General features: G+C 65.1%; 20 protein-coding genes. 11 read left to right on the top strand and 9 right to left on the bottom strand.

The genetic code is table 11. From position 1 onward, the window contains the following. The first annotated feature begins 238 nt into the window (after positions 1-238). Complete coding sequence (locus J8F10_RS36105) at positions 239-4,432, top strand: bifunctional RecB family nuclease/DEAD/DEAH box helicase (RefSeq protein ID WP_210662959.1); 4,194 nt, start codon at positions 239-241, stop codon at positions 4,430-4,432. A 508-nt stretch (positions 4,433-4,940) separates the two neighbouring features. Then, positions 4,941-5,651: a class I SAM-dependent methyltransferase gene (locus J8F10_RS36100; protein WP_246524769.1), complete on the top strand. Its 711-nt coding sequence runs from the start codon at positions 4,941-4,943 to the stop codon at positions 5,649-5,651. A gap of 16 nt (positions 5,652-5,667) precedes the next feature. Here J8F10_RS36100 and J8F10_RS36095 read toward each other — a convergent pair whose 3' ends face one another. Continuing rightward, a complete protein-coding gene (locus tag J8F10_RS36095; protein WP_210662956.1) occupies positions 5,668-6,081 on the bottom strand; it encodes a VOC family protein in 414 nt (137 codons plus the stop codon). 109 nt (positions 6,082-6,190) lie between these two features. Here J8F10_RS36095 and J8F10_RS36090 point away from each other — a divergent pair, with 109 nt between their 5' ends. Both J8F10_RS36090 and J8F10_RS36085 read left to right on the top strand, forming a co-directional pair. After that, a complete protein-coding gene (locus J8F10_RS36090; protein WP_210662954.1) occupies positions 6,191-7,237 on the top strand; it encodes a hypothetical protein in 1,047 nt (348 codons plus the stop codon). A 94-nt stretch (positions 7,238-7,331) separates the two neighbouring features. Beyond that, the gene (locus J8F10_RS36085; RefSeq protein WP_210662952.1) at positions 7,332-7,844 is read left to right on the top strand and encodes an HU family DNA-binding protein; all 513 of its coding nucleotides are present in this window, start codon (positions 7,332-7,334) and stop codon (positions 7,842-7,844) included. 259 nt (positions 7,845-8,103) lie between these two features. On the opposite strand, the gene typA is transcribed toward J8F10_RS36085, so the two are convergent. Beyond that, positions 8,104-9,927: a translational GTPase TypA gene (gene typA / locus J8F10_RS36080; RefSeq protein ID WP_210662950.1), complete on the bottom strand. Its 1,824-nt coding sequence runs from the start codon at positions 9,925-9,927 to the stop codon at positions 8,104-8,106. A gap of 248 nt (positions 9,928-10,175) precedes the next feature. Here typA and J8F10_RS36075 point away from each other — a divergent pair, with 248 nt between their 5' ends. Then, positions 10,176-10,664: a SixA phosphatase family protein gene (locus tag J8F10_RS36075; RefSeq protein WP_210662948.1), complete on the top strand. Its 489-nt coding sequence runs from the start codon at positions 10,176-10,178 to the stop codon at positions 10,662-10,664. Between the two features lie 379 nt (positions 10,665-11,043). Here J8F10_RS36075 and J8F10_RS36070 read toward each other — a convergent pair whose 3' ends face one another. The 4 genes from J8F10_RS36070 to thrC all read right to left on the bottom strand — a co-directional run bounded on the left by J8F10_RS36070 (position 11,044) and on the right by thrC (position 15,123). Beyond that, positions 11,044-11,964, bottom strand: a complete 921-nt coding sequence (locus J8F10_RS36070) for a hypothetical protein (RefSeq protein ID WP_210662946.1) — start codon at positions 11,962-11,964, stop codon at positions 11,044-11,046. A gap of 140 nt (positions 11,965-12,104) precedes the next feature. Continuing rightward, positions 12,105-12,896: a 4-hydroxy-tetrahydrodipicolinate reductase gene (gene dapB, locus J8F10_RS36065; RefSeq protein WP_210662944.1), complete on the bottom strand. Its 792-nt coding sequence runs from the start codon at positions 12,894-12,896 to the stop codon at positions 12,105-12,107. 101 nt (positions 12,897-12,997) lie between these two features. Beyond that, positions 12,998-13,678 (bottom strand): DUF1559 family PulG-like putative transporter, encoded by a 681-nt coding sequence (locus tag J8F10_RS36060; protein ID WP_210662941.1) that lies wholly within the window; start codon positions 13,676-13,678, stop codon positions 12,998-13,000. A gap of 50 nt (positions 13,679-13,728) precedes the next feature. After that, positions 13,729-15,123 carry a threonine synthase gene (thrC, locus tag J8F10_RS36055; RefSeq protein ID WP_210662939.1) on the bottom strand — a complete coding sequence of 465 codons (1,395 nt, stop codon included), beginning with the start codon at positions 15,121-15,123 and terminating at the stop codon, positions 13,729-13,731. A 241-nt stretch (positions 15,124-15,364) separates the two neighbouring features. Between thrC and J8F10_RS36050 the strand changes: the two genes are divergently transcribed. Further along, a complete protein-coding gene (locus J8F10_RS36050) occupies positions 15,365-15,757 on the top strand; it encodes an FHA domain-containing protein (protein ID WP_210662937.1) in 393 nt (130 codons plus the stop codon). 83 nt (positions 15,758-15,840) lie between these two features. Here the strand turns inward: J8F10_RS36050 and J8F10_RS36045 are convergent, their stop codons facing one another. Beyond that, positions 15,841-17,085, bottom strand: a complete 1,245-nt coding sequence (locus J8F10_RS36045) for a hypothetical protein (RefSeq protein ID WP_210662935.1) — start codon at positions 17,083-17,085, stop codon at positions 15,841-15,843. A gap of 134 nt (positions 17,086-17,219) precedes the next feature. On the opposite strand from J8F10_RS36045, the gene J8F10_RS36040 reads away from it, so the two are divergent. After that, positions 17,220-18,647: a hypothetical protein gene (locus J8F10_RS36040; protein WP_210662932.1), complete on the top strand. Its 1,428-nt coding sequence runs from the start codon at positions 17,220-17,222 to the stop codon at positions 18,645-18,647. A 48-nt stretch (positions 18,648-18,695) separates the two neighbouring features. Here the strand turns inward: J8F10_RS36040 and J8F10_RS36035 are convergent, their stop codons facing one another. Further along, positions 18,696-20,063, bottom strand: a complete 1,368-nt coding sequence (locus J8F10_RS36035; RefSeq protein ID WP_210662930.1) for a DUF1501 domain-containing protein — start codon at positions 20,061-20,063, stop codon at positions 18,696-18,698. A gap of 330 nt (positions 20,064-20,393) precedes the next feature. On the opposite strand from J8F10_RS36035, the gene J8F10_RS36030 reads away from it, so the two are divergent. The 3 genes from J8F10_RS36030 (at position 20,394) to prmC (ending at position 23,495) form a co-directional block, all read left to right on the top strand. Further along, a complete protein-coding gene (locus tag J8F10_RS36030; RefSeq protein WP_210662928.1) occupies positions 20,394-21,062 on the top strand; it encodes an HAD family hydrolase in 669 nt (222 codons plus the stop codon). Positions 21,063-21,297: 235 nt separating this feature from the next. Then, complete coding sequence (trxA, locus tag J8F10_RS36025) at positions 21,298-22,155, top strand: thioredoxin (protein WP_210662926.1); 858 nt, start codon at positions 21,298-21,300, stop codon at positions 22,153-22,155. 461 nt (positions 22,156-22,616) lie between these two features. Beyond that, positions 22,617-23,495: a peptide chain release factor N(5)-glutamine methyltransferase gene (gene prmC, locus J8F10_RS36020; protein ID WP_210662924.1), complete on the top strand. Its 879-nt coding sequence runs from the start codon at positions 22,617-22,619 to the stop codon at positions 23,493-23,495. Between the two features lie 506 nt (positions 23,496-24,001). Here prmC and hemP read toward each other — a convergent pair. Continuing rightward, the gene (gene hemP, locus J8F10_RS36015) at positions 24,002-24,181 is read right to left on the bottom strand and encodes a hemin uptake protein HemP (protein WP_210662922.1); all 180 of its coding nucleotides are present in this window, start codon (positions 24,179-24,181) and stop codon (positions 24,002-24,004) included. Positions 24,182-24,509: 328 nt separating this feature from the next. Here hemP and J8F10_RS36010 point away from each other — a divergent pair, with 328 nt between their 5' ends. After that, on the top strand, positions 24,510-25,634 hold the full coding sequence (locus J8F10_RS36010; protein WP_210662920.1) for a DUF1559 domain-containing protein: 1,125 nt from the start codon (positions 24,510-24,512) through the stop codon (positions 25,632-25,634). Positions 25,635-25,644: the final 10 nt, after the last annotated feature.

Below are 25,644 nucleotides of genomic sequence, written 5' to 3'. Positions count from 1 at the left end.
GCGATTGGTTCCCACCACTCCCTCAGTGGAATAGCGGAGATTTTTCGGTACCTGTCTCGGCGAGCGTTGACGAGCGGGCGGAACCCCACCATTCGCGAGAGCGAGACCGCCTCGAACTCGGTTAACCGGGATTGCCCCCCGTCCGCCCCGGATGGTATCACCCAGTATTCCCCAACCACGCTCCGGTCGCGGACCGCGCCGATGGCCGACAGAGCGGTCGTCGTGACGAGGTTCCGCGTTGAGTTCGCGCTCCCGCATCAACATCACCGCTACCGATCTCGGGGAGTACGTCCGCCACCACTCCTGCGACCGTCGGTTCCACCTCACCGTCCACTCCGCACGGGAGGTCGGCCCGCTGCCGTTCTTCGATCGCGTCCGGGACAGCATCGACCCAGTCCTCGCCGAGATGGGGCGCCGGCGCGAGGACCGGTGGGAGACCGAGTTGGTGGAATCCGGGTTTCAGAACCTCGCCGCCGCGCTGCCGAAGGGGAAGCGGGACGAGGTCACCTGGGAAGCCCTCGCGGGAGTCTTCGCGCAACTCCCACCCGGCACGCAGGGGTACGCCCGACAGGTCGCGGTCGGCGGAAACATGGGTGTGTTCCGGCTCTATGGCATCATTGACTTCGTTCTGCTCCGCTGGATCGGCGACGCACCGCGCGTGTGGCTGGTGGAGTGCAAGGCGAGCCGCCGGGACCGCACGTACCACCGCATTCAGGTTGCGGCGTACCGAATGCTGCTCCGCGAGATCATCGGCGATCAACCCGTTCCGGTTGGGGATCACAGCTTCGATCGAACCACCATTGAGTGCGTTGTTGCCCGAATTGATGCCGATCGAAACACGAATCAATCGATCCTCGCTCTACCGCCGCTCGATTTGACGCACGAAGAAGCCGACCTCACCCAACTACTCGCTCCCGACGGCCGGCTCGATTCGGCCGCGGCGCGCCCGTTGGCGGAGATCGGGTTCCAGATCGATACGAAGTGTGACGGGTGCGTGTTCGCTCCGCACTGCTTGACTGAAAGTGCCCGCCTGCGGCGCACGGAACTTCTCGGGCTGGACCCGGTAACGACTCGGCTACTGCGTGCGGCCGGTCTGGACACACTCGATCAGTTGGCCAACCCACCTCTATTCGATCCGAGAATCGAAGCCCTCACACGCGATCCCGGGTTCAGCGAGAATCTTGACCGGCTCAGGCTCCGTGCCCGCGCCCGGTTGTACACGCTTCCCAAGAATCGAACCGTTATCGGATCGGGTGTGGAACCGATCCCGAACACCGGCGTCGGCCACTTGCCGCCACACGAAATAAACGGGAACCGGCTGCTGCGGATCTATCTGGCGATCGATTACGACTACACCGAGAACCGCATCGGAGCGCTGTCCGCCCACGTCACCCGAAGCGCGGGCCGCATCGACACGCCGTTTATCGACAAACGCGCGGTTCCTGAGATCCGGGAACGATTTGAAGCCGGAAAAGACTCGGCCGGTCGACCCGTGACCGAGGAACGGCCGCTCCCCGCCGACCGAGAGGTGGTCGAATACCAGACGGCGCCGTGGTCCGGGACCGACTACTCCGCAGACACGGTAGCCGAGGGCGAACTGATCCGCCGGTTCTTCGACCGATTGGTAAGACTCATCGCCGAGGAACTCGGAACCACTTCGGCCCCGGTCCACTTTTACGTCTGGTCCCGCTCCGAAGTGCGCCAACTGCTCGAAGGGTGTTGCCGGGCCGGACCCGAACTGCTCGGTCCGGTGCGCCAACTGTTCGGCTGCCGGGAGGGGTTGGAGCAGTTGATGTACTCGGCCGTGCAAGAGGAAGTGGACCGGCGGTTCGCCCTCGGGTGGACCGGGCGCGGACTCGGGGTCGTCACGTCTCTGGAGTGGTCGGGGCGGCGGTACCACTGGACCCGTCTCGTTGACGGGAACGAACACGATCTCGCGCACGTGTTCGCACAGGGCGTCTTCGACTTCGCGACCCGTCTCGGTGTCGGACCGGGTGGTGAGTGGGCCGCGGACGAGACTACACCGGGGCACGTGTTCGAGTTGCGCAGCCGGTTCTCCGACGCGCTGCCCGCCCCGTATTGGCACGCCGCGTGGGGAACGTTGCCGAAAGCCGACCAGGACGCCGACGTCCGCGAGTCACTTGCGGCCTACGCCCGCGCCGGGGCACCCGGGGTGCTCGCCGAGTACCTTCGGGCACGGGTTCACGCGCTGCGTTGGGTTGAAGAGGGGATTGGCCCCAAGAACTCCGGGATCGAGAAGGCGCCGTTGACCGCCGGCGAGTTGCCAGCCTTCCGCCTCGGTCGGGACGGGGTTGCTCGTGCAGCGACCGATTTTCTCCGACTGGACCAGCACGTCCGCCGGTCCGATTGGGTCGCGGCGCATTTGCTCCCGCCGATCGCCCGCGTACCGGCCGGGCGCACGCTTCCGTTGCGCCAGGTCAAAGTCGGGGCTGACAAAAGCACGGTTACGGGAATGATCGAGCTGTTCGCGTTCGGCGGGCTGACGCTGGCCGATCTGGAAGCCCGGTGCCGGTTCGGTCCCGGGTCGTTCGCCCGTTTATCTCCGTGGAACGGCGACCCGAAGCAGGGGCAGACGGTGGGCCAGTTAACTGCGGCCGTCGGGCGCACGTGCGTGGTGCGGGAGATCGATTGGCCGACCGGTCGCGTGACCCTGGACGCCATGTACGCGGAGGAGGACCGCTACCGGTTGTCGAGCGGCGCGAGCCGCAAGGCCGAAATGCTGTTCGAGCGCGGCTACGCGACACTCGACGAAAACGTGTCCGACTACGTCGCCGGGCGCGTGGACGATCGGCTCCAGCAGCCGAGTCACGTCTATTCGTGGTTCGACCCGGTCGATCCGCGTCCCCCCGCTGTCGTGCCCCTACCGGCCGCAGAAGTTGATGCTCTGCGACAGTTGGTCGACTCGTTCCCGCTCCCGCCCACGAACGTGTACCCGGCGTCCCCGGACCAGGCGCGAGCCGCGGTCGAGGGGCTCGGCACCCGGGTCCAGTTGATCCAGGGACCGCCGGGTACCGGAAAGACCACGACCACGGCTCTGTCGGTACTACTCCGGGTGCTTGTGGGAGGGAAGTCGGGAGACATCGTGCTCCTCGCCGCCCACACGCACACCGCGTTGGACAACCTGCTCGAGCGCATCGACCGGTACCGCGAGGCGTTCACCCGTCATGCAGCGGCGAGCGGTCGCCGAGTGCCACCGGTCCGACTGGTCAAGGTTCACACGAACGACCCGACGCAACACGTCGTTAGCGGTTCGGTCGAGAACCTGCCGGCGGCGCTACTCGGGGCGAAGAAGAAGCTGACCGAACTCACGACGGGCGCGGTCCTGGTGATCGGCGGGACGACCGCCGGGTTGCTCAAGCTCGCGGCCGCGGTCGAGAAGCTCAAGACCTTCAATGGGGGGGCCGGTCTCGGTGCGACGCTGTTAGTCGTGGACGAGGCGTCCATGATGGTGTTTCCGCACTTCCTGGCTTTAGCCACGCTGATACCTCCCGACGGCCGGATTCTGTTGGCCGGCGATCACCGGCAACTGGCCCCGATCACGGCCCACGACTGGGAGGCCGAGGACCGCCCCCCAATGGTGCTTTACCAGCCGTTCGCCAGCGCCTACGACGCGGTCCGGCGCATCATCGGAGCACAGGACACGGCCGGGAACTCGGTCGTGCCGGTGACGGGCGCGCGGTGGTCCGGGCTGACGCTGACGTTCCGTCTCCCGCCGGTGGTTCGGGAACTGATTGCCCGCGTGTACCGCCGCGACCAGATCGAATTGGCCGGCCTGTCTCGAGCGGTCACCGTGAATCCGGACGTTGGTGGGCCGTTCTGGGGACACGTGTGGAAGTGGAACGTCGGGTTGTTTCTAGCGGTTCATGACGAGGACGGTTCGCGCCGCAGCAACCCGGTTGAAGTGGCGATCGTGGAGCAATTGCTCGGAGCCGCCCCGCCGCTCTCGGCCGGTTCGGTGGCAATCATCACCCCGCACCGCGCCCAGCGGAGTCTTCTGGCCACGCGACTGGCCGCTCTGTCCGGGACCGGTGCTCCGATCGGCGTAATCGACACGGTTGAGCGCCTTCAGGGTGGGGAGCGCCCGACGGTGGTGGTATCGGCGACGGTCAGCGACCCGACGGCGATCGAAGCGAGCGTCGAGTTCATACTCGATTTGAACCGGGCGAACGTCGCGTTCTCGCGCGTGCAGGACCGCTTGGTGGTGGTCTGCTCACGAACGCTACTCGACCACATCCCGGCCGAGGCTGAACACTATCAATCGGCGATTCTGTGGAAAGCCCTGCGCGGGCTGTGTAGTGAACTCGTGGCCGAGAGCGAGGTGTGCGGGCACCGCGTGCGGCTGTACCACCCGCCTCAAGTTCATGAGAACTTCAGCACCTCGGGCGGCAGTGGTGGTAACTCGGAAAAGTGATGTCGCGGTAAGTGTCGTTCGTCTGTGGCTGGTGCTTCAGATATGTGCAGATTGGGAGCGCCGCCGCTTCCATTGGCACGCAAATAGACGAAGCGGGTTTGTGACAGCCTCTCCCTCTGTCACAAACCCGCTTCGCGTTTTTCTGCGGAGAACGACCCGTTGTGTAGCACGCCTCTCCCACCGCACTACACAACGGGCCGCCTCGTTAGTGTTTGAAAGTAAAGCATGGGCCGCGCCAATCGCGAGCAAGTCGCAATAAAAAATTCTGGATCGCGGTTTCTCCGGGTATTTTGAGCCATTTCATTTGGGATTCGATTTGTGATGGGCTTTGGAGATGCTCTGTTTGCGCGCAATCTGGAAGCGAGTTGCTCATGTTTGAATCATTCATGGCAATTTTGGTTGCTCGTGGCCAATTCACTTCTCTCCCCGAAGATGGCTGAGGAACCGCCGGCTCAGCGGTATCTCAGTACGCGCCCGAACTTGTGAGCCGATTTTTGGCGAGGTCGTGATGAAATCGTCGGTTGATGACATCCGGCGTCGGTTCGATGCCGACGTGGAGCGCTTCTCGAACCTCGAAACCGGTCAGTCGGCTACGGTCGACGCCCCCCTAGCAATGGCCCTCGTTGCTCGGGCCGCAGCCGCCGCGACCCCGCACGCCAAGCACGTTCTTGATGTCGGGTGCGGGGCCGGCAACTACACCCTCAAGCTCCTCGAATCTCTCCCCAATTTGGATGTGACGCTGATCGATCTGAGTCGCCCGATGCTCGATCGGGCGACCGAGCGGGTGGGCCGGTCCACCACCGGAACGGTCGCGGCAATTCAGGGCGACGTGCGGGAAGTCGAGTTGGGGGAGGGGAGGTTCGATATCGTGGTCGCGGCTGCGGTTCTGCACCACCTCCGTACCGACGAAGAATGGCGCGCGGTGTTTACTGCGTTCCACCGGGCGCTGCGGCCGGGCGGGTCGGTGTGGGTGTTCGATCTGGTCGAAAGTTCGATCCCGGCGATCCAGCAGCTCATGTGGGCGCGGTACGGTGAATACCTCGCGGGAATGAAGGACGCCGTCTACCGCGACCACGTGTTCGCCTACGTCGAGCAGGAAGACACTCCGCGCCCGCTGACCTTCCAGCTCGATCTGCTCCGAGAGGTCGGGTTCGGGCACGTCGATGTCTTGCACAAGAACGTTTGCTTCGCGGCATTCGGGGCCGTGAAGCCCGGCTGATTGCGCCCGATGTGCATTACGAGTTCGCCCAGTCCGCGTTCTGAAGGACGACCCGGTAGCCGTCCGGGTCGGCGAACGTTTTGCCCATTTTGTCCCAGTACGGGTTGAACGACTTCACCGGCGCGTGCCCGGCGCCCTCCAGTCGAGCGACCGCGCGGAGCCATTCGTCCCGATCGGGCAGGTAGAAGACGAGCAAGTTGTCTTCGGTCGGTGCCTTGCCCGCCGCGTGCCCCTTCTTGTGTGTGAACTCCAGATGGTACGCGGCCCCTTTGTGGCCGAGCATGATCCCATCAAACCCGTCGTGGTCGCGGAACGCACCGAGCACCTCGAACCCCAACCCGTCCCGATAAAACTGAACGACCGCCTCCAAATGATCTGTGGGGCGCGCGACTCGCAAATGAGCGGTCGCGATCGTTTTGATTGGACCCATCGGTTCAACTCACCCTTTCCTGTGGTGCGGGTGCATTTGAGGCCCGCGCGCCAAGTTCTAAATTGAAGGGGCCGAGTCGCGCCCGCCCGTTTGGAACTGGAACCCGAACTTGGAACTTCAGTCCCACGATCAGTTGTGTTCCTGGCTCGGACTGGCGCCCGGGGTGTGGCCGCCGGACCACTACACCCTGCTCGGGCTCGCGCTGGGAGCGGGAGATTTTACCGACATCGAATCCCGCGTACTCGATCGCATGGAGCAACTCCGCCGGTACCAACTCCTCCACCCCGACGCTGTAACGGGCGGCATGAACCGGCTCGCGCAGGCGCTCGTGTGCCTCACCGATCCGATCGCGCGCGCGGCCTATGATCGCGGGTTGGGGATCGCGCCCGCTCCGTTCGAGGTGGGCGAAGACGAACCGCTCGTTGCGCCGGAACTCGGAGCGCCGCGCCCGGCCGAGGTACCGTTCGAGCAGGGGTTGCGTCCGCCGGGCGAAGGCCCGAGCCGGGCTTATGAGGTGATCGAGCCGGACCCGCTGCCCTACGAGGTGGTACCGGACGAACCGACCGCGGAGGAGTTGCCGGAGCCAGAAGTTGTTCTCGATGCGCTGGTCGAAGCAGAACCGGTGTTGGCCCCGATCGCGATCTCGGCTCCGGCCCAGTACCTGAGCCAGCTCAAACCGCGCACGGTTTATCGGAGGCTCGCCGCGCTGCGCCGCGCGATCCGGGCGTGGGAAGAGCTCCGTTCCGTTATGGGCAACTCGACCGAAGCGCTCGCGACCCCGATCGCGGTGCTGCTGTTTCTCCGGGCCGTCGCCGGTGCCCGTGACGTCCTGCCTCGCGTCGCGTTCGTGTTAAACGAGCCGGGTGCGTCGGGCACGTTGGTCGCCGCGCTCGCGGCGTCTCCACACGCGCTTCACACCGTGCGCACATTGCTCCCGTCCCAGCGCCAGGCGGTCGCGCTCGATTGGCGCCGCGGGTATGATGCACTGCGGCGCGAGCGCGACCAACTGCGCGCCCTCGCGCTCGGGCGCCGGGCGCGGCGCCGGACGAATTCGGGGGCCGATTTTCTGCTCGCGTTCCGCCGCACGCCGGAACTGGCGCTCGTGGCGCTGGCGCTCGTGGCGCTCCTCGTCAGTCTGATTCGCCGCAACTCCTGACATCGTATTTGCTTGACGCGACTCGGTACGCTGTCTAGACTTAGGACAGTTCCCGGATGACGAAACGGGCCGACTCAACCGAGGGACCACGCTCGTGACCAAGAAAGAAATCGTCAAGACGATCTGTGACCGGGCTAACAAAGAAAAGCTCATTCCGAAGCACAGCCTCACGCAGCTCGCCACGAAAGAAATCGTGCAGTGGACCTTCGAGGCGATCATCGCCACGCTGGTCCGGGAGGGGCGCATCGAATTGCGCAACTTCGGCGTGTTTGAAGTGAAACAGCGCAGGCCGCGCAAAGCGCGGAACCCGCGCACGGGTGACCCCGTGAACGTCGAGGCTAAGAACGTGGTGACGTTCCAGCCGGGCAAAATGATGGAGGAACAGGTCAAGAAGTCCGTAAAAATTGCGGAAGTCAAGAAGAAGAAGCCGCGCAAGTCGAAGGCGGATAAGGCCGCGAAGAGCGCCGAGAAGGCGCCCGAACCGATCGCGGTCGGTCCCGCTCCTTCGACAAACGGCACCCCTCCGACGGAAACCGCGAGCGTGCCCGCGGTCGTCAGCGCCGCCGCGAAGTCCGTGGCCGAACCGGTTACTTCGGACGCGACCTGATTCGTGCTCCAAGTGTCTTGAAACAGAAACCGCCGGGGTGAAAACCCCGGCGGTTTCTGTTTCGTGAAAAGGCCAGGCCACAGGGCTTCCGCCCTGTGCTACGAACGCCGGCCCCTCCGGGGCGAAGACCAATACCTTCTAGCGCGGAGTGGTCGGCGTTTGTTACTTCATTTCTTTCTTGGCGCGGCGAAAACCAATGTCTTTCCGCCCCGGAGGGGCCGGCGTTCGTAGCACAGGGCGGAAGCCCTGTGGTCTGTGACTAACTGCGTGATTGCCGCTTGCGGTCGCCTTCCTTCAGGTACAGCTTCCGCATCCGCACCGCGGCCGGCGTGATTTCGACCAGTTCGTCGTCCTCGATGAACTCCAGCGCCATTTCCATCGAGAACACGGTCGGCGGTTTCAGCACGGCGGCCTTGTCGCTGCCGGACGCCCGCATGTTGGTCAGCGGTTTCGCCCGGGTCACGTTCACCACCATGTCGTTGTCGCGGCCGTGCTCGCCGACGATCTGCCCTTCGTACACGGCGTCCTGGGGGGCGACGAACAGGTTGCCCGACAGGTCCTCGGCCGAGTACGCGGTCACTTTGCCGGTGTCCTTCGAGATGAACACGCCGGTGGGGCGCCCGGCCTGCGCGCCCCGCACCGGCCGGTAGGCGAGGAAGTTATGGTGCATGATCGCGGTGCCCTGGGTGCCCGTCAGCATCCGCGTGCGGAGCCCGATCAGGGACCGGGCCGGGATGTGGAACTCGACCTGCGTGCTCCCGCGGTGGCTCTCCATCCGCTGGAACTCGCCCTGCCGCTCCAACACCAGCCGCATCACCGTGTTCTGGTGCTCGTTCGGTACCTCGACCACGAGGTGCTCGTAAGGTTCCTGCTTCTGACCGTCGATCTCCTTCACGATCACCTGGGGCTTGCCGACTGCGAGCTCGCCCCCCTCGCGGCGGATCGTCTCGAGCAGCACCCCGAGGTGCAACAGCCCGCGCCCGCTGACGATGAACTCGCTCTCGCGGGCGCCCGGCTTGACGCGCAGCGCGACGTTGTGCTGCAGCTCCTTTTGGAGCCGGTCGCGCAACTCGCGGCTCGTCAGCGGCTTCCCGTCCTGGCCCGCGAACGGCGAGTCGTTCACCCGGAACACCATGTCGAGCGTCGGCTCGTCGATGGTCAGCGGGGGCAGCGCGTGCGGCTTGTCGAGCTCGCAGATCGTGTCGCCGATGTCCGCGTCGTCGATGCCGACGATCGCGCACACGTCGCCGGCCTTGAGCTCCTCGACTTCCCGCTTCGCGAGCCGGTCGAACTCCAGGACCTGCACCACGGTGTCCGGGAACACGGTGCCGTCCTTCTGTTTGACGACGGACACCTTCTGGTTCTTGCGGATCTTCCCGGCGAAGATCTTCCCGATGGCGATCTTCCCGACGAACTCGCTGTACTGGAGCGCCATCACCTGCATCTGGAGCGGGGCGCTCTCGTCCACGTCGGGGGCCGGCACCTTTTCCAGGATCGCGTCGAACAGCGGGCTGAGGTCCTTCGGCTCGACGTCCAGGTCGGTGGTGGCGATACCGGCGCGGCCGCTCGCGTAGATGATCGGGAACACGGCGGTATCGTCGTCGGCCCCGAGCTCGATGAACAGATCGAACATGAGCGCGTGGACGTCCGCGATGCGGGCGTCCGGGCGGTCGATCTTGTTGATGATGACGATCGGGCGCAGCCCGGCGGCGAACGCCTTCTTGAGCACGAACCGGGTCTGCGGGAGCGGCCCCTCGGCCGCGTCCACGAGGACGAACGCGCCGTCGGCCATCTTCAGGATGCGCTCGACTTCGCCGCCAAAGTCGGCGTGGCCCGGCGTGTCGATCAGGTTGACCTTCACGTCGCCGATGCGGATGCCGCAGTTCTTGGCCAGGATCGTGATGCCGCGCTCGCGCTCCTGGTCGTTGGAGTCCATGATGAGCCCGTGCTGGCCCCCCACCAGCTTGTCCAGTTCCTCCGTGCGGAACTGACCGGACTGCCGGAGCATCTGGTCCACAAGGGTGGTTTTGCCGTGGTCGACGTGTGCGATCACGGCCACGTTCCGAATGTCGTTCCGCTTCATGGAGTCGTTGCGAGTTTCGAGTTTTGGGTTCGAGCGCCGAGCGAAGGGCCCGCGCCAACGGACCGGGTCCGGTTTTTGGAGCGGCGCCTTTATCTCGGTGCCCGCGACCCAGAACCAGGAACTTCCCTCTGGTCTGGTGGAGTCAAGCGCTTCCTGTAATGTAGAAGTTACGCGGGCCGCGCGGAAGGGCAGATGCCGTGTGGATTCAGTGAACGTCACCGCGCCGGCGTTGGAGAGGGGTAGCCGCGATGCTTTTATATCTAATTCGGCACGCCGAGGCAGTGGAACTCGGATCGCCCGGCGCGGCCCGCGATTTCGATCGCGCCCTGACGCCCCACGGCCACGCCCAAACCCTTGCGATCGCAGAAGCTTTCGCCCGGCGCCAGCTCGCCGTCGATGCGGTCGTCGCCAGCCCGCTCGTCCGCGCGCACCAGACCGCCGCGGGCCTGCTGAACGTGTGGCAACCCGGTACGCGCCCGGTCACCCACGACGCCCTCGGGCCGGAGCGATTAAAACCCGGCAAACTTTCCGAATTTCTGGCAGGTGTCCCCGGGGATCGCATCGCCGCGGTGGGTCACATGCCGGATCTGGGGGCCTACGCCGAATGGCTCCTCGGCGCGCCGGACGGCAGCATTCAGCTCGCGAAGGGGGCTGTGGTGTGCATCGAATTTAAGGGCGATCCCTCGAAGGCCGGCGGAAAGCTCCACTGGCTCGTCACGCCGGAATGGTTCTTGTGATTTCTGAAGGGGATTGGAAGGGAAGGGGCGAAAAGGCCACGAGCGGGCGCGGTTTTCCGGGGGCGCCGTTTGTTTTGTTCCGGGGTGCGACCGCGGATTGACCCCAGATGGCGCCCGTTTGTTCCCAGGGTGCGCTCGCTGTGCGATCGACCCTGGGCTGAGCAATCTAACCCCTTCGGGGTACAGAACACGCACAGGGAATGTGCCGGGAAGAATGGTGCCGACACCGGCGCGGGTGAACCCCGCCCACAAGGGCGGTGGGTGGCGACAAAATGCCGTTGGTCGTGCGCGCGTGCGGTGAGCCTACCCCGAAGGGGTTAGATTCCCCAGCCCAGGGTCGACCGCAACGCGGGCGCACCCTGGGAGCAAACAGAGGCGCTCACTTTCCTGCCGAAATCCACCTTCTCCACGCCAGATCGAGTGCGGGCATGTCTTTCTCTTTCCACCCGGCGGCGTCCAAGCCTTGCGTGACGGTCGGGGCCGCAACGTTCTCGCTCGGCTTCAGGCCGTCGAGGAACTTCGGGAACTTCGAGGCACCGGGGCCGTAGGCGAGGTACTCCGCGAAACTCGTCGCGAGCACTTCGCCGTTCGCGGACTTGGCGTCGCCCCAGATGTCGGCGAGCGTTGGCGGTTGGCCGCCCTTCGTTAACGCGGCTTTTGCTTGTGATTTGTACGCCGTGTAGCGCTTCGAGGTGGTACCCTCGGCCCGCATCGCGGTGACGCGGCCGAACCCGTCGCGCAGCCAGTCCGGGATCACCTGCGCGCCCGTGCCCTTCGCCTTCAGGTGCTCGCCCGAAACGCGCGCCGCGGTGCTCGTGTACAGGTCCGCGTCGGTCGGCTTGCCCGGCACTTCGGCCGGGTCGACGATGAACGGCACTTCGGCGCGGAGGTCCGCGAACGCGCCCTCGGGCGGTTGCTGGAACGCGCGCCGCATCAGGGCTTTGTACTCCGCGTTGTCGGGCACGAAGTACACCGTGAGTTTGCCCTTCCAGGAGGCTTCCTTTTCGTCGTACTTGAGCGTCTTGCGGGTTAGCGTCGTGGTCTTTTCGAGCACTTCGCCGAGGGTTTTCGCTTTCTCCTGGCTCAGCGATCCCACGATGATGAAGTTGCCGGTCTCCACGACCGTCGGTTTGTCGAGGCCGGCCTTCTTCAAGTTCGCGAGCGCGGTGTCTTTGGCCTGCTTCACCAGGGCCTTGTCTTTGTCCTTGTCCTGAGCCGGTGCGGAACTTGGCGCGGTGAGCGCGACCGTGAACGCAGTGACCAGTGCCGCACCGATTGCGGGCCGAACGCGGAGCAACATAGGCTGGGTCTCGAAGTACGGGGCCGGGTAGTGGAAGTGATTATAACCGAAGTGCGGGCGCGAATGCTCGCCGGAACCGTTGCTTCAAAAGCGGCCGTTGATACGCGCGCCTTTGAAGCAACGGGCCGTCCGAACGCGACTCACAAACCGAGTACGTCGTTCATCGTGTAGCGCCCGGCGGGGCGGTTCGCCATGTACTTCGCGGCCAACAGCGCGCCGCGGGCATAGCTATCGCGGTTGTGGCCCTTGTGGACCAGTTCCAACGTTTCGCCGATCGTGGTGAAGATGATCGTGTGTTCGCCCACGTTGTCGCCCCCGCGCACCGCGTGGACGCCGATCTCCTCGGGCTTGCGCTCCCCGATGATGCCCTCGCGCCCGTGAACGAACGAGCCGCCTTGCACTTCCTTGATGATCTCCGCGAACCGCATCGCGGTGCCGCTGGGCGAGTCCTTCTTGAACCGGTGGTGCCGTTCGACGATCTCCGGATCGAAGCCCTTGCCGTTGAGGGCTTCCGCGGTGAGTTTCACGAGCTTGAACAGCAAGTTAACGACGAGGCTCATGTTCGGCGCGAACAGCACGGCCGTCATGTGCGCGGCGGCCTCGATTTCGGCCTTTTGCGCATCGGTGTGACCGGTGGTGGCGACGACGATGGGGATCTGCCGGTCCACGCACACGGGGAGAACCGCCATCGTGCCGACGGGCGCGGAGAAATCGATGAGCGAATCCACCCGGAGCCCGAGCGGGATGTCGTAGCGGATCGGTACGCCGATCGCGCCGATGCCCGCGACCTCGCCCGCGTCTTTGCCCTGGAGCGCGTTCGTCGCCGAATCAATGGCCGCGACGACTTCTAGTTCCGGGTCATCTTTCGCCAGCGCCACGAGTCGCTGACCCATCCGCCCGCACGCCCCGTTGATCGCAATATGAGTCTTCATGTGTGCCTCGCGTCGAGCGGGCGGCACTTCATTCAGGAAGCCGCGCGCTCGTGGGGTCGTTGTACACCGCGCGACGGGCACCGGCCGTTCGAGTGGCACGGTTACTGACCGTAGGGCACGCTACCGTCGTAGTAGAGTTGATTCGCTTTATCCATGTGGCGCTTCGGGGCGTGTCGCGCGGCTCGGGTTTCGGGGTCCGCTGACCACATCGTGAAGTGATCGACCGTGCCGCGACAGGACGGTAGGTCGTCGTGCTCGAACACGAGTAACCCGCCCCCGACCTCGGTCAACTTCTTCCCGCCCACGTCCGGGTTGATCGCGTAGCAGATCTGAAACGATCCGCCAGATGTCGGGCTGCCGAAGTTTCGGTCGGCCGCGTCCGGGCAGCGGAAGACGCGGAGCGAGTTCTCGACGAACGGCGTGACCGAACCGGCGGGCGTGTACCCGGGAAGGGCGGCCGTTACGGTCGCGCCCGTGCGGTTGTCGTAGGGGCACCACCACGTTTCGGTCGCGCCAGTGTAAGTGTTGGCCGGGTTGCACGTGAGGCACCGCGGGTCTTTACCGTCCTTCCACGGCGCCGGGCACAGGCGCCCGAACGGGAGCGTTTTGTGGGCGTCGTGGTACATGTGAAGCCCGAGTCCGATTTGCCGGAGGTTGTTCCGGCACACGGTGTTGTTCGCCGCCGCGCGCACTTTCTGCACAGCCGGGAGCATCAGGCCGATGAGGATCGCGATGATGGCAATGACGACCAGCAATTCGATCAGCGAAGCCCCGCGGCGCATGGTACACCCGGCAATGTGGCCGACCGTGTCCCGGTCGGGGCCGGGGACGATCAGGCGTGGGATTCGATGGCCCGGACGATCGCGGCGAGGTCGTTCGGCACCTGCACGGCGCGGTTCGCGAACGCGACTTGCTTCACCCCGCGCTTGCCGAGCTTCGCGTCGAAGGTGGCTTTGTCCGCCGAGTGGTACGCGACCGTTTCGTCCGAGTCCTTCAGCACGTGTCCCGTCAAGACACAGACGACGGAGTCGGACGGCGAAATCACCTTTTCTTGAACAAGTTGCCGCAAACCCGCGACGCTCGCGGCGCTGGCCGGCTCGCACCCGAGTCCGCCGGCGCCGATCTTCGCCTTCGCGTCCAGGATCTCCGTGTCGGGGACCGCGCGCACCACGCCGTTGCAGCGATCGATCGCGCGCAGGGCTTTGGGTAGGTTCACCGGGCGGTTGATCTCGATCGCGCTCGCGAGCGTATCGGCCTTGCGGTTGTTCGCGTCGAGTCCGGCGTAGTAGTCGTCGATCTTCGACTGATCGAACTGCCCGCCGTTCCACCGCAGCCCGTTCTTCTCGTAGAGCTGGTAGAACGTGTCCGCCCCGGCCGCGTTGATGACGGCCAGACGCGGGACGCGGGAGATCAGCCCGAGGTCCACGAGTTCGCCGAACGCCTTCGCGAAGCTCGACACGTTACCGAGGTTCCCACCCGGCACCACGATCCAGTCCGGCACTTCCCAGTTCAGCGCTTCCAGTACGCGGAACATGATGGTTTTCTGCCCTTCCAGGCGGAAGGGGTTCACGCTGTTCACGAGGTAGATGCCGAGTTGCCGACTCACCTCCTGTACGCGGCGCAGCGCGTCATCGAAGTCGCCCTCGATCTGCACCGTGAGCGCGCCGTGCTCGAGCGCCTGCGACAGTTTCCCGTAACTGATCTTCCCGCTGCCAATGAAGATGACGCCGCGCATCAATTGCGTGGCCGCGCAATAGATGGCGAGGCTCGCGCTGGTGTTCCCGGTGCTGGCGCACGCGGCCCGCGTCGCGCCGGTCATGCGGGCGTGCGTGAACGCCGCGCTCATGCCGTTATCTTTGAAGCTGCCGCTCGGGTTCATGCCCTCATACTGAAGGAACAACCGCCCCGCGTTCAGCCCGGTGTAGGCGGCCACCGCGTCGGTGCGCTGGCACAGCGTCTGGCCCTCGCCGATGGTGACGATGGCTTCGTCCGGCGCGAACGGGAAGAGTTCGCGGAAGCGCCACACACCGGAGAAATCGAGCGGGTTCGTGCGGTTGGCCCACTTGCCCTCGAAGTGCTTGAGCGACTTGGGAACGGGGAGCTTGTTCCAGTCGTAAGCGACATCGAGCAGGCCGCCGCACTGCGGGCACCGAAATGAGGTGTCCGCGCGGTCGGCGGTGCCGCCACAGGTCGGGTTGATGCAGCGCTGGAAGACGGCGTCGGACATTCTGGGATCTCGTGGCTCGGGGCGCGTGTTTTGTAACACATTTGCGCCGACTCGGGGAGATTTCGAGACACTACGGTATAGGTTCTTATCAACACAACGCACAGCACAATTCTAAAGGATACCGCGCTGCGACGATTGTGGCGCGCCACAATCGTGAGGCCGTCACGCTCGGGCGCACGCGGCCCGATGCACGCGGGCGCGCGGCATGGTATATAGAGAGTGCCCATCCCGGAGCGAGCCAATGCCCGCGCACCTGCTCTCACTCGCCGACGGCCCGAGTATTCTTCTCGACAAGCCGATCCTGTTGTTCGGCCGGCACGAGGAGTGTGACGTCCAGTTGAACTCGAAGAAGGTGTCGCGCCGGCACTGCGTGCTCGCGCAGGTGAACGACTACCTCGTGATCCGCGACCTCGGCAGCACCAACGGCGTGCGCATCAACGGCGAGCGCGTCGCGGAGGGGAAACTGCGCCCCGGCGACGAGCTGCAAATCGGGAACTTCAAGTATCAGGTGTGCGGCGATTTGCTCGGCCGGTCGAAGGAGCACCCGTCGGCCGGGGATTACAAGAGTGTGCCGCCGGGACAGCCGGGCGCGGAAGAGATCCCGCCCGAGGAGAGCGGACCCGCGTCGGATTAGGGGCGCAGATTCTCAGTGGCGATCGCGAATTGTTCCCAGGGTCGCGGCGCAGACGCACACCCTGGGGGAACAGCTCTTCTCAATCACTCTCGGAACAGCACATCCACGCCCGCGGCGTCGGCGGGCACCGTTTCCTTCGCGGCCGGCTTGTCGCCCTGCTTCCAGGTGAACGTCGTCGGCAGTTGCGCGTGCAGGAACGTCTTCGCGGGAAGCGTTACCGTTTTGCCCTCAATCGTTAGCGCCAGGTCGCGCCCGGTGTGGTTGTAGAACCCGACCTTGCGCAGCCCGTTTGTGGCCGCGTTGCCGGAGGCCGGGAACACGGTTACCTTCGGATCGCGCGTGCCGCCCGTGAGCGGGCTGGACTTCGATTCTGACGGCTTGCCCTCGGGGAAGATCGGCGATTCGGGCGGTACCGTGAGTGGCGGCAACCCTTCCGGGGCCTTCGGTACGGGCAACGTGGACGGCGGAATCAGCGCGTCCGGGGCCGGCGCGGGGACCGGCACCGCGGGCGCACCACTGGGGAGCTCCAGTGGGGGCAGCTTCGGCTCCTTGTCGGGCTTTGGCAGCGTGGGGGCCAGCGGATCGTTCACTTTCGGTAGCTCGAGCGCCGGGAGCTTCGGTGCCTTGTCCTCTTTCGGCAAATCGAGCGACGGTACCTTGATCCCCGGCACGTCTTTCGGGAGGTCGAGCGAGGGCAACTTTGGGGTCTTGTCGTCCTTCGGCAAGTCGAGCGGCGGGAGCTTGAGTTCCCCCTCGTCTTTCGGGAGATCGAGCGCCGGCGGTTTCACACCCGCTGCGCCCGGTTTCGGATCCAGGGAAGGGAAATCGAGCGCCGGCTTCTTGGGTTCGGGTGTGGGCGCTTTCCGCGAATCCGGGTCCGTGCCGCGTGGAACTTCGATCAAACTGGGAGCCGGTGGTTTCGGGGCCGGTTCCGGTACGGCCGGCTTCGGCGTCATCGGCGGAAGCGGTTCGGGTGAACCGGTTCGCGGGGCTTCCGTGCCCCCAATCGGGCGCACGACCGGCTCGCTGCCCAGTCCCGATCCGGGCGGGTTCGTCTGCGTGGTCGGGCGCGGCGCGCTCGGCGGGTTGTTGGGGCGCGAGGGGGGAGCGGACTCGACACGCGGCGGGTGCAACGGAGCGGCCGCTGGTACGCAAGGTTGCACGTAAACGGGCTGGTAATACACCGGCGGGGTGTAGTAAATCGGGGTGTGGGTCGGGTAGTAGACCGGCTCGTAAACCGGCCCGCCCCAGCGCGGCCAGCACGCCGAAGCCCAGTCCGGGACCAGCACCAGCGCGAACAGAACGCACAAGCAGAGTTGACGCTTCACGGTGGATTCCTTTCCGTTGTCGCTGCTCCCCCACCGTCAAAATCGGGCGGGCACAATTTTGCGGCACTGTGGGGGAACACAAGTTGTAACTTTTTCAGTGGGAGCGATTCAACCCGACTTCTGAGGGACGCGAAATGCGGCAGTTCGGCACGTCGGTCGCGGTAACTCTCCTTCTGGCAAGCACATCTGCGGCCGAGCCGCCGAAAGCGGCCGAAGTGCTCGCACAGCGGTACGAACTCGGCCAGCGCCTCAAGCGATTCGAGCAGGAGTGGGAGAGGCACGAAAACCCGGCGGCCCGCAAGCGCGCACTCGCACACATTCAGAAGCTCACGGAGCAGTTCTTCGCCTTCCGGTTCGGCGACGCCGGGCACGCGCTCGATTTGGCCGGGTTCGCACTCACTTCGGACGAAGGGCCGAGCGCCACCCGTCAGTGGGCGTGGAGCCTCTACGCGGTGCCCGAACTGCGCGTCGTGGACGGCAAAGCCCAGGAGTTGACCGTCACGATTCACCAGCTTTACGTGCCGAAGGGTGATGTGCCGAAGAGCCCGGAAGTGCAACTCTGGTTCACCGACAAGCAGATCACCACGATCAAGCCCGACAAGTTCCCGCACACACTCAAGGTGCCGCTCCCGCCGCTCGGCGAGTTTGCGGGGCTGGACCGTAAGCTGTACTTCATGGTGGAAAGTGGGCGGGAGATTCGCCGCACCGCGATCGGCATCTCGCAGATCGCGGATCTCGACGCGCGTCTCGCCGCGCTCAAGAAGGCCGTCGCGTCATGGGACGCGGTTGACACGATCGAGAAAGCCACCGCACGCGACCGGGCGGAACTGTTGACGGAACTGGTCGGCGGCACGGTGCCCGAAACGGATCTGCCGGCTGCGGACCTGCTCAAGAACGCGGAAACGATGCTCGATGGGAAGCCCTTCTTCACGGCCGCGAAGTCGGGGCAGTTTTGGCTCTCAGTGCCGACGGATGCGAAGAAATCGGTCCCGACGCGGATCTTCGTTCCGAGAGGGCTGGACCCCAAGAAGCCCGCTCCGGTGGTGGTCGCGCTACACGGCGCCGGCGGGTCGGAGAACCTGTTCTTCGAGGGTTACGGCGCCGGGCAGATCGTGACCGAGTGCCGCAAACGCGGGTGGGTACTCGTCGCTACCCGCAGCGGACTGAATTTCGGTAGCGCGCCACCCGTACCGGCGGTTCTCGACCAACTCGCGAAGCGGTACGACCTCGACCCGAATCGCACGTTCGTGATCGGCCACTCGATGGGCGCGATGCAAACCATCGATTTGGTGCAGAAGTACCCCGGCCGGTTCGCGGCCGCCGCCGCGCTCGGTGGAGGTGGTGCCGTGAAGGACGTGAAGGCGTTTACGGAGCTGCCGCTCTTCATTGGCGTCGGCGAAAAAGACTTCGCGCTGACCGGCGCCCGCACTTTGAACAAGACGCTCACTGCGGGCGGCGCGAAGAGCTTCATTTACAAGGAATACCCCCACATCGAGCACATGGTGATTGTGCGCGAAGCGCTCGCGGACGTGTTCAAGGTGTTCGATGAGCGGGCGAAGTAAAGGCGTTCTCGAAGGCGCCGCCCGTATCTCACGGGCGGCGCGCCGGGATCAGACGAGTTCCTTGATCGGCTGGGCGCTTCCTTCGACGAGGTACTGCGGGCGGCCGGTGAGGTCCGCGAGTGTGGCCTTGTCCGCGTCGATGCCGAGGTTGTGGTAGAGCGTCGCGAACAGTTCGCCGAACGTAACCGGGCGCGACGCCGCTTCGCCCGCGATCTTGTCCGAGCTGCCGATGACCTGACCCGTTTTCATCCCCCCGCCGGCCAGCAGCGCGCAGTTCAGTTGTGGCCAGTGGTCGCGCCCGACTTGAGCGCTGATCTTCGGCGTGCGCCCGAACTCACCCATCACGACGACGGTGCAGTCCTTGTCCAGTCCGCGGTCGTGTAGATCCTCGATTAGCGCGCTCACGCACTTGTCGAACGGCGGGAAGTCTTCTTGTTCTCGGAGGAAGATCGAGTTGTTCGCCCGGCCCTCGGCGTTCAGCCCGCCGTGCCAGTCCCACTTGCTGTAGTTCAGCGTGACCACGCGGGCGCCGGCTTCGATGAGCCGCCGGGCCATGAGCAGGCTCTGCGGCACGCGGGGCGCGCCGTTCGCGTCCATGAAGACTTTCGGGTCCCCGGTGCCGTACCGCTCGATTACGCGGAGCGGTTCCTTCGAGAGGTCGAGCGCTTCCGCCATGCGGGACGAAGTGAGCAGCCCGAACGCCTGTTCGGTGAACGAGTCCATTGCCTTCAGCGCGCCGGACGAGTCCTTATCGCGGCGCATGTCGTCGAAGCGCTTGAGGAGCGTCTTGCGGTCCGCGAGTTGGTTCACGTTCACACCGCGGAGGACCATGTCATCGCGGGTCGGTCCCATCGCGCGGAACGGCGTGAGGGCCGGCCCGAGGAAGCCCGGCCCCGGCTCGTTGTACGGCCCGTGCGTGCAGGTGTAACACAGGCTCACGAACGGCGGTACCGCGGGGTCCGCCGGTCCCTGTAACTTCGCGACCGCGGAGCCGAACTGCGGCCACCCGCCGGCGGGCGTCGGCTTCTTCGGGTCGAACCCGTTGTAAACCTGAATGGCGTCGTGATCGGCTTGGTTGCCGACGAGCGAGCGCACGATCGCGAGCTTGTCCATGATCTTCGCGAGGTGCGGGAGCGCCTCGCAAATCTGGATGCCGTTCACATTGGTCGGGATGGGCTTCCACGGCCCCGCGATCTCCTTCGGCGCGTTCGGCTTCAGGTCGAACATGTCCTGGTGCGGCGGCCCGCCGACGAGGTAAATGAGGATCACTGACTTGTGCGGCGAGCGAACCCCGGCCGCGGCCTCCGCGCGGAGCAAGTTCGGGAGCGTGAGCCCGCCCAACCCCAGTGCGCCGATCTTCAGGAACCCGCGCCGCGGGATGCGGTGGGGCACGGGGGACGAGGGACGTGCGGACATGGTTCGGCTCGCGTTGGGTGGAGCGCGTGGCGGGTCGCAAACAGAAGGCGGGAGTGAAACACAGTCTCCACTAGCACGAACGGGGAGTCAACGGCTTTTCCACGCTTCACACAGAACCCGGGGTTGAAACCCCGGGCTATTCCCGGTGACCCCCATTCGGGGTCCAGGAGACAATGAACGTATCGCGTCTTTGCGGCCCCAACGGGGCCACCGGGAATAGCCCGGGGTTTCAACCCCGGGGTGTAGTTACAAGCGCGTTCGCGGCCCCGACCGTGCCCACCAGAACGCGGAGTTCTGGTGGGCACGGTCGGGGGTCGTACAACAGCAAACATGACAACACCTGCGATCATCTGGGACGTGGACGGCACGCTCGTCGATACCGCCGAGCAGCACTTCCGGGCGTGGAGTCGGCTCGCGTCCGAAATCGGCAAGCCGTTCACGCGCGCGGATTTCGCAGCGACGTTCGGGATGCGGAACCCGGAGATTCTGCGAAAACTGTTCTACCCCGACGCCGACGATCAACTGTGTCGCGACCTCGGCGAGCGCAAAGAAGACCTGTACCGCGCATCGGTGCGCGACGAGGGCACACAACTGCTCCCCGGCGTGGCCGCACTCGTGTCGGCGTTCGCGGACGCGGGGTGGCCGCAAGCCGTCGGTTCGTCCGCGCCGACCGGGAATCTCGACCTGTTGCTCGGGTTGACCGACACGCGCCGGTATTTCTCTGCGGTCGTCACGGGGGATGATGTGCGCCGCGGGAAACCGGACCCGGAAGTGTTCCTCACGGCCGCCGAAAAGCTGAACGCGGCCCCGAGCCGGTGTGTCGTATTCGAGGACGCGGTGGCCGGCGTGGAAGCCGCCAAAGCGGGCGGAATGAAGTGTGTCGCGGTCACGTTCGTCGGGCACCACCCGGCCGACAAACTACGCGCGGCGGGCGCGGACATCGTCGTCGCGTCGCTGGCCGAAGTGACCGTCGCGCAAGTTGCCGCGCTGGTCGGTTGAACGAACGGAGTTGCTGCCAAAACTCGAAACCGTGTCGCCACTTCGCGTACCAATTGCTTCAGAAGCGTCTCAGCTCGCCCCACAACCGAAGCGAATCCGTTCAACATTACGGGCGCCGGGCGCAACGGTGCCCCGATGCGATCCTTCGTGGGCGCCCGTAGCACAGGCCAACCCACCGGGGTGGAAAGCCGGGCGCCGGTGCGTAAGGTTGATGGCACCTTAAAGGAGGTGCGCTGTGGGTGCTTCGCCGTGGGTCGTTGAAGGGACGATGGAGAACTTCCAGCAAGTCGTCGTGGACGGGTCGCGCGAGCGCCCGGTCGTGATCGACTTCTGGGCGCCCTGGTGCGGACCGTGTCGGGCACTCGCGCCGCTGCTGGAAAAGCTGGCCGACGAGAAGGCCGGCGTGTTCATGCTCGTGAAGGTCAACACCGACGAGAACCCGGACATCGCCCAGATGTTTCAGGTCGAAGGCATCCCGGCCGTGTTCGCGGTGCGCGACGGCCAAATGGTCAACAGTTTCACCGGGCTGCTGCCGGAAGATCAACTGCGCGCGTTCATTGATGACTTGGGCACTGGAACATCCGAACCCAAAGAGCCGACGCCGTTGGAACAGGCGCTCGAACTGGAAGTACACGACCGAGGCGCAGCGGGCAATGCGTACCGCGCGATGCTCGCGACCGCGCCAGACGACCCGGCCGCCCGCGTCGGGCTGGCGCGCGTGCTGCTCGCGGCCCCGGGCAACGAGCCGCAAGCGATTCCGCTACTCACCGGGGTCGACTTTGGCGACTTCGCGACCGAGGCCCAGCGCTTAAAAGCAATCCTCCACCTGCGCGAAGTACCGCACGCCGACGCCGATCTCGCTGCGGCCCAATCTGCTCCCACGGCGGAAGCGAAGGTCGCACTCGCGCGAATCCTGGCGGCACGCGGCGACTACCCCGCCGCGATGGACGAACTGCTCGCCGCCGCGGACGACGACCGGCAACTCGGACGCACCGCGGTCCGCGATCTGATGCTGAAGGTGTTCGAGGTGATCGGCCCGCGCAGCCCGCAAGCCGACGACTACCGCAAGCGGCTCCAGAGCCGACTCTACTAAGATGTGCAGCCGCAGCGCTCGCACATACCGTCGGTAATCGAATTCGTGAAAGACACAAGCCCCGGCTCACACCGGGGCTTGTGCTGTTGATCGGGCTCCAGTCTACTTCTCGACCTGGGGTGTGGAAGGCTCACGGCACCGCCGACCCCTGGGGCCACCCGGGGTGGAATTAAACCGCGATTCGCGAGGTTGGCCCAGCAATTCCACCCCGGGTGGCCCCAGGGGTCGAAAGCGGTGCTGGAACAGCCTTCCTCGCGCGGAACGGCACGGTAACAGCTCGGCTGACGCAACATCAGCCTGGTGCAGGGCACCGAGCTAAACACGAGCACGATCAACGGAGGATGTTCTACCCGACGCGCGGAGCGCCCGCAAGCGCGGTAAGTGGTAACCGGTCTGTTGCGGCGCTGCGGGATTCGCAATAATGCCCTCACCGCCCGTAATTTTCCGAGAACGGACTCCCAATGCCGCCCGCACCGACGCCGACCGTCTGGACGATCAAAGCGCTCCTCGCGTGGACGACGGACTTCCTCAAGGCGAAGAACGTTGACGGCGCCAAGTTGGAAGCCGAGATCCTCCTCGCGCACGTCCTCAACTGCACGCGCATGGACCTGTTCGTGCGGTTCGACGACCAGCCCACGGACGCGGAGCGCAGCAAGTACCGCGAACTGATCCAGCGCCGGGTGGCCGGGTGGCCGGCCGCGTACCTCGTCGGCTCGCGCGAGTTTTACCTCCTCACGTTCGAGGTGGACCCGGCGGTACTGATCCCGCGCTCGGACACCGAGACCCTGGTCGGCGAAGCGTTCAAGCGCCTCAAACCCATGACCGCGCCCGCCGTACTCGACCTCGGTACCGGGTCCGGGTGCATCGCCGTGAGCCTCGCGCACCAGAAGAAGGACGCCCGCGTGACCGCGGTCGATGTCTCCCCGGACGCACTCGAAGTTGCGACGCGCAACGCTACCAAGCACGGTGTCGCGGACCGCGTCACGTTACTTCAAGGCGACCTGTTCGCGCCGCTCGCGCCGGGTAGCGCGTTCGATATGGTGGTGAGTAACCCGCCGTACATCGCGCAGTCCGAGTTCGCCGAACTGAGCGCCGAAGTCCGCGACCACGAACCGCGCCTCGCGCTCGACGGCGGACCGGACGGGCTCGCGTTCTACCGGCGCATCGCGGCCGGCATCGGCCCGTTCCTGAAGCCGAACGGCTCGCTTTTGTTGGAAATCGGCTGGAAACAAGAGGACGCGGTGCGGAGTATCCTGGCCGACCGGCCCGAACTGGAACTCGGCCCGACGCTGAAGGACATGGGCAAGAACCCGCGCGTCGTCACTGCGAAGAAGAAGTGAGGGGTGGGTAGTTACAAAAAAAGACAAAAGAGCCGCGGATCAACACAGAGAACACGGATCAGACAAGAAAAGCAAAGACCGATTGGCCACAAAAAGACACAAAGGGCACAAAAAAGAAGAAATCAGAAGGCAGAGGACAGAGACCAGAAGGCGCGGGAGCGGACGTGTGTGGCTTTTGTAGCCCGGATGGGGCGACCGATCGTAGCCAGGGGTGAAGCGAGCAACGCGAGCGCAACCCCTGGTAGACCAGCACAAGATGAGCCAGCCCCGTTAGGGCGGCGAGTCCTCTGATTGGCCTGTCGCCCCTAGCGGGGCTGGCTCATTTTTGCATTCGTTCGTTGGGGGATTGTGGGAGCCCGCCAGGAGTTGCGCTGTACCCCTGGCTACGATCGGTCGCCCCATCTGGGGCTTCAAAACGACGCTTCTGTCTTCTGATCTCGGACCTCTGCTCTCTGTCTTCTTTTTTGTGCCCTTTGTGCCTTTTTGTGGCCAATCCGTCTTCAATCTTACTTTTGAAGAATCAGTTTCCCGCGCCGGGTGATGCGCAGCCGGTAACGCACCCCGTCGAGGTCGATCCACACTTCGCGCTTACCCGCGAACAACTCGTCCGCCCGAATGGTCCGGTCCGATTCGGAGCCGTCCGGGGTTTCGTGGCGATCATCTTCTTCCAGTTCCGTGTCGCTCATGGCGGCGTCTTTCAATTGCGGTACTGAGACGCAATTTCAGCGTAACTATCCGCACAGAATTCGCAACCGCGAGCGATCCCGCAGTGATTCAGTGCGATCTTTTTTGCTTCGGATGTTGACAGTATCCGATCCGGCCGTAATGTAAAGTCATCTTGTTGAGAATTTGTCTCAATAAGATTTGCAGTGGGAATTGCCGTGGTCTCCACGGACGATTCCCGCCTCGAGCTTGCTCCGCCACCGCTCGGAACGCGCCCGGCCCTCCCTCTGCGCCGCGCTCACCGGCCCTCCGCAATGCAGCTCTTCTCAACCTCCCCTCCCGGAGCACACCGTGAGCCCGAACCGCATGCGCCGCGCGTTTACACTGATCGAGTTGCTGGTGGTGATCGCGATCATCGCGATCCTCATCGGGTTGCTACTTCCCGCGGTGCAGAAGGTCCGCGAGGCCGCCGCCCGGATGAAGTGCGCCAATAACCTGAAACAGGTCGGGCTCGCCGTTCACAACTACCACGGGGCGGTGGAGAAACTGCCCCCGTTCAGCTACGCCCCGAACGGGCACGACGAGGGCGGTTCGACGTCCAACGCCTTACCGCCCGAAGCCCCGTCCAAGCACCACAGCGGGTTCCTGTACCTGCTCCCGTACCTGGAGCAGGACAACATCGCCAAGCAGTACAACCCGGCCAAGGGAGCCACCGACAAGACGACTCCGCTCGTCGTCGGCGGGCCGACCAACTTTGAACTCACGAAGAACCCGATCCCGACGTACCTGTGCCCGTCGATGGCGAAGCCCGACGCGGTCGGATACGGCGCGTACTGCAGTTACGCCGCGTCCCGTGGAAACTTCCAGTACGCCACCGACGCCAGTGGGACCGTGGTCACTTCGCCGAAGCTCCGCTGGACCGCGGACGACGGCATGATGGCTTCCGCCTTCCAACCGCCCCCGGTGGGATCGCCGACGACCGTCCTGGGGACCGTGACGAAAATCAGTCTGGCGAGCGTAACGGACGGGCTGTCCAACACGCTCCTGGTGGGCGAGAAGCACTACCGGGTGCTCGGGAGCACGTGGGCGAGCGGGACGAGCAACTTCGACGGCTCGGACCTGACTGGCCGGCCGTACACCGGGAACACGAACTACGCGTTCCCGCACCCCGGGGCCGACACCAGCGACGGCGTCACGATGACTCCGATGAACACCCGGACCCTCGTCGGCAAGAGCGCCACGGTGAACGCCAAGGCGGGCACCGCGTCCGCGACCGCGGGCGGGTTGAGCACCAATGACGCGACCGCGTGGTACCGGAACACGGCGCTCTCGGCCTTTAACAGCCCACACACTGGCGGGTGCAATTTCGTGTTCGGGGACGGGTCGGTCAAGTTCGTCCGCGACTCCATCGACATGGCCACGTACCGCGCGCTCGGGAGCCGGAACGGTGGCGAAGTGATCGGTGGCGACTACTAAATTCGGGGAA

The sequence above is a fragment of the Gemmata palustris genome, assembly GCF_017939745.1.
In the GTDB taxonomy this organism is placed as follows: Bacteria; Planctomycetota; Planctomycetia; order Gemmatales; family Gemmataceae; genus Gemmata; species Gemmata palustris.
The sequence above is the reverse complement of the archived record's forward strand: the minus strand, read 5'-3'. Positions and strand labels throughout refer to the sequence as shown.